Annotated in this window: 6 protein-coding genes and 1 rRNA gene; all 7 read left to right on the top strand. The window is 68.1% G+C overall.

The window, feature by feature from the left end; all coding sequences use genetic code 11:
* Positions 1-86, top strand: a 5S ribosomal RNA gene (gene rrf / locus ACZ7KF_RS38885); the annotation flags it as partial.
* A 107-nt stretch (positions 87-193) separates the two neighbouring features.
* Positions 194-802, top strand: coding sequence for a CDP-alcohol phosphatidyltransferase family protein (locus ACZ7KF_RS38880; protein ID WP_471086482.1), 609 nt, complete (start codon positions 194-196; stop codon positions 800-802).
* 115 nt (positions 803-917) lie between these two features.
* Positions 918-3,413, top strand: a complete 2,496-nt coding sequence (locus ACZ7KF_RS38875; protein ID WP_471086479.1) for a sugar phosphate nucleotidyltransferase — start codon at positions 918-920, stop codon at positions 3,411-3,413.
* A 185-nt stretch (positions 3,414-3,598) separates the two neighbouring features.
* Positions 3,599-4,507: a DUF881 domain-containing protein gene (locus ACZ7KF_RS38870; RefSeq protein WP_471086476.1), complete on the top strand. Its 909-nt coding sequence runs from the start codon at positions 3,599-3,601 to the stop codon at positions 4,505-4,507.
* Positions 4,504-4,836: a small basic family protein gene (locus ACZ7KF_RS38865; RefSeq protein ID WP_003988855.1), complete on the top strand. Its 333-nt coding sequence runs from the start codon at positions 4,504-4,506 to the stop codon at positions 4,834-4,836. The genes ACZ7KF_RS38870 and ACZ7KF_RS38865 overlap by 4 nt, the downstream gene beginning before the upstream one ends.
* A gap of 5 nt (positions 4,837-4,841) precedes the next feature.
* Positions 4,842-5,699 (top strand): DUF881 domain-containing protein, encoded by an 858-nt coding sequence (locus tag ACZ7KF_RS38860; protein ID WP_471086473.1) that lies wholly within the window; start codon positions 4,842-4,844, stop codon positions 5,697-5,699.
* 190 nt (positions 5,700-5,889) lie between these two features.
* On the top strand, positions 5,890-6,720 hold the full coding sequence (locus ACZ7KF_RS38855) for an FHA domain-containing protein (RefSeq protein WP_471086471.1): 831 nt from the start codon (positions 5,890-5,892) through the stop codon (positions 6,718-6,720).
* Positions 6,721-6,724 lie beyond the last annotated feature (4 nt).

Raw genomic sequence — 6,724 nt, 5'->3', positions numbered from 1 at the left:
GTTACATACCGAACCCGGAAGCTAAGCCTCACAGCGCCGATGGTACTGCAGGGGGGACCCTGTGGGAGAGTAGGACGCCGCCGAACTCCTTTTGAAGCTCCGGCTCTTGGGCACTGCCCAAGAGCCGGAGCTTTTTTGCGTTGAGGTAAGGTCAGGGGGCATCGTTGGCTCATTTCGCACAGGAGGCCCCCGGGTGGAGGTCCAGGAGACCCGTGTCCAGACAGACCGGGTCCTCACCATCCCCAACATCCTCAGCATGGCACGGCTCGTCGGCGTACCCCTCTTCCTGTGGTTGATCCTCAGGCCGGAGTTCGGCGGCCCGCAGAGCGATGGCTGGGCCCTCCTCATCCTGGCCCTGAGCGGGATCAGCGACTATCTCGACGGCAAGCTCGCCCGGCGCTGGAATCAGATCAGCAGCCTCGGCCGGCTCCTCGACCCCGCCGCCGACCGCCTCTACGTGCTTTCCACCCTGGTCGGACTCACCTGGCGAGAGATCCTGCCGATCTGGCTGACCGCCGCGCTCCTGGCACGAGAACTGGTCCTCCTGGTGATGGTGGGCATCCTCCGCCGGCACGGGTATCCGCCGCCCCAGGTGAACTTCCTCGGGAAGGCCGCCACCTTCAACCTGATGTACGCCTTCCCGCTCCTGCTCCTCAGCGACGGACACGGCTGGATCGCGACACTCGCTGCCATTTTCGGATGGGCGTTCGCCGGATGGGGTACAACCCTCTATTGGTGGGCAGGAGTGCTCTACGTGGTACAAGTCCGCCGATTGGTTCGTGCGGACGCCATGGCCGATTGAGCCCTGGCGATTGTCCAGACTTAACGCCTCGATGGCCCGCGGTGGAAAAGTGCGGGACAATCTGGACGGGTGAAGTCGGCTAGACCGTCGTCTCTTGGAGGAGGACGCTTCCGACATGAAGGCCGTCGTGATGGCCGGGGGCGAAGGCACCCGCCTGCGCCCCATGACCTCAAGCATGCCCAAGCCGCTCCTGCCCGTGGTCAACCGACCGATCATGGAGCACGTGCTACGGCTGCTCAAAAGGCACGGGCTCAACGAGACCGTCGTCACCGTGCAGTTCCTGGCATCGCTCGTCAAGAACTACTTCGGTGACGGCGAAGAGCTCGGCATGGAGCTCACCTATGCCAATGAGGAGAAGCCACTCGGTACCGCCGGAAGCGTCAAGAACGCCGAAGAGGCGTTGAAGGACGATGCTTTCCTCGTCATCTCCGGTGATGCCCTGACCGACTTCGACCTCACCGAGCTGATCAATTTCCACAAGGAGAAGGGCGCGCTGGTCACGGTCTGCCTGACCCGCGTCCCCAACCCGCTGGAGTTCGGCATCACCATCGTCGACGAGGAAGGCAAGGTCGAACGCTTCCTGGAGAAGCCGACCTGGGGACAGGTCTTCTCCGACACGGTCAACACGGGCATCTACGTCATGGAGCCCGAGGTCTTCAACTACGTCGAGCCCGATGTGCCCGTCGACTGGTCCGGCGACGTCTTCCCGCAGCTGATGAAGGAAGGCAAGCCCATCTACGGCTACGTCGCCGAGGGCTACTGGGAGGACGTGGGCACGCACGAGAGCTATGTGAAGGCCCAGGCGGACGTCCTCGAAGGCAAGGTCAACGTCGACATCGACGGCTTCGAGATCTCCCCCGGCGTGTGGGTGGCCGAGGGCGCCGAAGTGCACCCCGACGCGGTGCTGCGCGGGCCGCTGTACATCGGCGACTACGCGAAGGTCGAAGCCGGCGCCGAGATCCGCGAGCACACCGTCGTGGGCTCGAACGTCGTCGTCAAGAGCGGCGCCTTCCTGCACAGGGCCGTCGTGCACGACAACGTCTACGTCGGGCAGCACAGCAATCTGCGCGGCTGTGTCGTCGGCAAGAACACCGACATCATGCGCGCCGCGCGGATCGAGGACGGCGCGGTCATCGGTGACGAGTGCCTGATCGGCGAGGAATCGATCGTTCAGGGCAACGTCCGCGTGTACCCGTTCAAGACCATCGAGGCGGGTGCCTTCGTCAACACGTCGGTGATCTGGGAGTCCCGGGGACAGGCGCATCTGTTCGGCGCCCGAGGCGTCACCGGCATCCTGAACGTGGAGATCACACCCGAGCTGGCGGTGCGACTCGCGGGTGCCTACGCCACGACCCTGAAGAAGGGGTCCACCGTCACCACCGCCCGAGACCACTCCCGGGGCGCCCGGGCGCTCAAGCGAGCAGTGATCTCCGCGCTCCAGGCCAGCGCCATCGACGTACGCGACCTGGAGAACGTGCCGCTGCCCGTGGCCCGGCAGCAGACCGCGAGAGGCAGCGCCGGCGGCATCATGATCCGGACCTCACCGGGGGTCCCGGACTCGGTCGACATCATGTTCTTCGACGGACAGGGCGCGGACCTCTCGCAGGGCAGCCAGCGCAAGCTGGACCGTGTCTTCGCTCGTCAGGAGTACCGGCGGGCCTTCCCCGGCGAGATCGGCGACCTGTACTTCCCGGCCAGCGTCTTCGACTCGTACACCGGATCGCTGCTGCGGAACGTCGACACGACCGGGATAGCGGAATCCGGTCTCAAGGTCGTCGTCGACGCCTCGAACGGCAGTGCCGGACTCGTGCTGCCCAGCCTGCTCGGCAAGCTCGGTGTGGACTCGCTGACCATCAACCCCGGTCTCGACGAGTCCCGGCCGACGGAGACGGGCGAGATGCGGCGCAACGGACTGGTGCGGCTCGGGGAGATCGTGGCTTCCTCCGGCGCCGCCTTCGGTGTGCGGTTCGACCCCGTCGGCGAGCGGCTGTCGCTCGTGGACGAGAAGGGCCGCATCATCGAGGACGACCGGGCGCTGCTGGTCATGCTGGACCTGGTGGCGGCCGAGCGGCGCAGCGGGCGGGTGGCGCTGCCGGTCACCACGACCCGGATCGCCGAGCAGGTGGCCGCCTACCACGGCACCCAGGTGGAGTGGACCACCACGTCGCCGGACGACCTCACGCGCGTCGGCGGTGAAGAGGGGACCATCTTCGGCGGTGACGGCAAGGGCGGCTTCATCGTCCCCGAGTTCAGCAGCGTGTACGACGGCACCGCGGCCTTCGTGCGGCTCATCGGGCTGGTCGCGCGGACCCAGCTCACCCTGAGCCAGATCGACGCCCGGATTCCGCGGGCGCACGTCCTCAAGCGGGACCTGGCCACGCCGTGGGCCGTCAAGGGTCTCGTGATGCGGCGGGTGGTCGAGGCCGCCGGAGACCGCTTTGTCGACACGACCGACGGTGTGCGGGTCGTGGAGACCGACGGGCGCTGGGTGATGGTGCTGCCCGACCCGGCCGAGGCCGTCACCCATCTGTGGGCGGAGGGGCCCGACGACGCCTCCGCGCAGGCGCTGCTGGACGAGTGGGCGGCCGTGGTGGACAGCGCCGGCCGGTAACGGCGGAACGAAAACGGCCCCCGGGGACGTCGGAGCGGCGTCCCCGGGCGGACGGCGCCCGGCGGCTCGGGACGGCAAAAGCCGCTGCACGCGCGCGTGCCGGACAAGTGTCCCCAAGGGGGCCTGTCCGGCACGCCGGTGGGGCCGTTCGGAGGTAGTGGTCGCGACATGCGACGATGTGCGGCATGCCGCAGCAACCCCCCGTTCGGAGCAGCCCCACGCGGCCGCAGCGCCCGGACGCCTCCATGTCGTTGATCACCAACGTCATGGACCACAGCCTCGACGACGGGTATGCCGAAGCGGCCGCCCGGAAGCAGTCACAGGGCGAGGGCGGTCTGCCGAAGACGCTGCGGGCCAAGCTGGTCCTGGCCGCCGGACTCGTCCTCGCGGCGCTGGTCGTGACCGTGGGAGCGGCCCAGGCGCGCGTGTCGGCGCCGGTGGTGGCCAAGGAGCGCCAGGAGCTGATCGATCGCATCGACAGCGAGACGGCGGACGCGGACAAGCTGGAGAGCGCCGTCGACGAGCTGCGCGACGACGTCAGCGCGCGCCAGCGGGCGGCCCTGAAGTCGAGCGGTGGCAGCGCCGAGGCGGACCTGGCCGGCGTGCTGTCGGGTGCCACCGCGGTGCACGGCCCCGGTGTGAAACTCGTCGTGAACGACGCCAAAGCGGCCAGCAGCGGCGGGGACGGCGCCAACCCCCGGGAGACCTCGGGTTTCTCCGACACCGGCCGGGTGCGCGACCGCGACATGCAGCGTGTGGTCAACGGACTGTGGGCCTCCGGGGCGGAGGCGATCTCCATCAACGGGCAGCGGCTGACCGCCCTGTCCGCGATCAGGGCCGCGGGTGACGCGATACTGGTCGACAACAGGCCGCTGGTGCCGCCGTACACGGTGCTGGCGGTGGGGGACGGGGACAGGCTGAGCACCAGGTTCCAGAACGGCGCCGACGGCCTGTATCTGCATGCCCTGGAGGAGAACTACGGCATTCGCGCCACCCTCTCCACGGAAGGCGACGTCCGGTTGCCCGCCGCCCCCAGTGTGATCGTACGCACAGCACAGCCGAAGTCCGAGAAGACCGAGAAGGGCACATCGTGATCGCCGTACTGGGCCTCGTCGTGGGAGTCGTGGCCGGCCTGTTGGTCCGGCCCGAGGTTCCGGCGGTCGTCGAGCCGTATCTGCCGATCGCCGTCGTCGCGGCGCTGGACGCCGTCTTCGGCGGCCTGCGGGCCATGCTGGACGGCATCTTCGACGACAAGGTCTTCGTGGTGTCGTTCCTGTCGAACGTCGTCGTCGCCGCCCTCATCGTCTTCCTGGGCGACAAGTTGGGCGTGGGCGCGCAGCTGTCCACGGGGGTCGTCGTGGTTCTCGGTATCCGTATCTTCTCCAACGCCGCGGCGATCCGGCGGCACGTCTTCCGGGCGTGACAACCATGAGCGAGCAGAGCGACCGGAACGGTCGGAACGATCAGCCCGAGAACCGGCTGCGCAGGGAACTGCCGGCCGAGGTGCCCGCGCCCGTGCCCGCGGCCGGGCAGGCGGCCGAGGAGCAGCAGTCCGAGCAGCCGCTGACGGGCCGCCAGCGGCTCGTCAAGGGCCTGTGGCCGCCGCGTTTCACCCGGGCCCAACTCATCGTGGCGCTGCTGCTGTTCGGTCTCGGCTTCGGCCTGGCCGTGCAGGTGGCGTCCAACAGCGACACCGACAGCGCGCTGCGCGGCGCACGCCAGGAAGATCTTGTACGCATCCTCGATGAACTGGATTCGCGTACGCAGCGTCTTGAGGACGAGAAGCAGGGACTCGAAAAGCAGCGGTCGGAGCTGCAGACCAGCTCCGACCAGGCCGCGGAGGCGCGCAGGCAGACCGCCGAGAAGGAGAGACAACTCGGTATCCTCGCGGGCACCGTGGCGGCGCAGGGTCCCGGCATCACCATGACGATCGAGGACACGAAGGGGACGGTCCAGGCGGACATGCTGCTCGACGCGATCCAGGAGCTGCGCGCGGCCGGCGCTGAGGCGATCCAGGTCAACGGGGTGCGGGTGGTCGCCGGCACCTACTTCACCGACTCCGGCAAGAGTGTGAGCGTCGACGGGAACAAGATCAACGCCCCCTATCGTTTCAAGGTCATCGGCAAGCCGCAGGACCTCGAGCCGGCGCTGAACATTCCTGGAGGCGTGGTGCAGACTCTGGAGAAGGAGCAGGCCACGGTGAATGTCGAGCGGTCGGACAAGATCATCGTGGACGCCTTGCGACAGGCGAAGCGGCCTGACTACGCTCGGTCGTCCTCCCGGTGAACCGGCGGTGCATGGTGGTCGTCCGGCAGGGGCATGAGGTTGCGGGGGGTCGGCGCACCGAAGGGGTGGCGCGTGGTGGAAACTGTCTGGTGGTTACGGACGTTGTGAGAATGTCCGGCTCGGCCGGTGTAGGCAATCAGGGTTCGTCCTGCCCCACGGGCGGGTCTGTTTCGGTCAAGGGGAATCGCCCGTGAAGTTGTTTGCGAAGTTGTTCGGCAAGAGCGCGCGAGAGGGTAGCGACAACGCGACCGCTCGCCATCGCGCACAGCCTGACGCGGAGGGCCAGCGCCCGCTGTTCCGGGACCAGGTCGCTGGTCCGGGCGGTGACATTTCCGGAGGTCAGGGCGCGGCGTCAGTTGACCCTGCCCAGTCCGGCGGCATAGGTTTCGGGCAACCGTCAACCTCAGGTACGGGTGGAGGGTTTTCCTCCGACCCGTACGCGTCCAACGCCCCGGCGGGGCAGCCGCGGCAGGAGGATCCGTCGATGTCGGTCCTGGTGTGTACGAGGTGCGGTAACCGCAATGCGGAGAACGCCCGGTTCTGTTCCAACTGTGGTGCGCCGCTGCGTCCCGGTGTGGCGCCCGAGCGGGCCTCCGAGACGACGTCCACGATCTCGATCTCCGGTCTGGAGGCCTACGACTCCGAGGTGACCGGGCAGACCGCGGTGCCGATGCTGTCTCCCGAGGCCCAGGCCGCGGTGGACGCGCTGCCGCTGGGCTCGGCGCTGCTGGTGGTCCGCCGGGGTCCGAACTCGGGCAGCCGCTTCCTGCTGGACAGCGACCTGACCACGGCCGGCCGTCATCCGCAGAGCGACATCTTCCTGGACGACGTGACGGTCTCCCGGCGGCACGTGGAGTTCCGGCGTTCCCCTGACGGCTCCTTCACGGTGGCCGACGTGGGCAGCCTGAACGGCACGTACGTCAACCGCGAGCGTATCGACCAGGTCGCTCTGTCGAACGGTGACGAGGTGCAGATCGGCAAGTACCGGCTGGTGTTCTACGCGAGCCGGCAGGGCATCTGACCCG

This window comes from Streptomyces sp. NPDC038200 (genome assembly GCF_055600785.1).
Note: the sequence above shows the minus strand (reverse complement) of the source record. Positions and strands in the feature narration are given on the sequence as shown.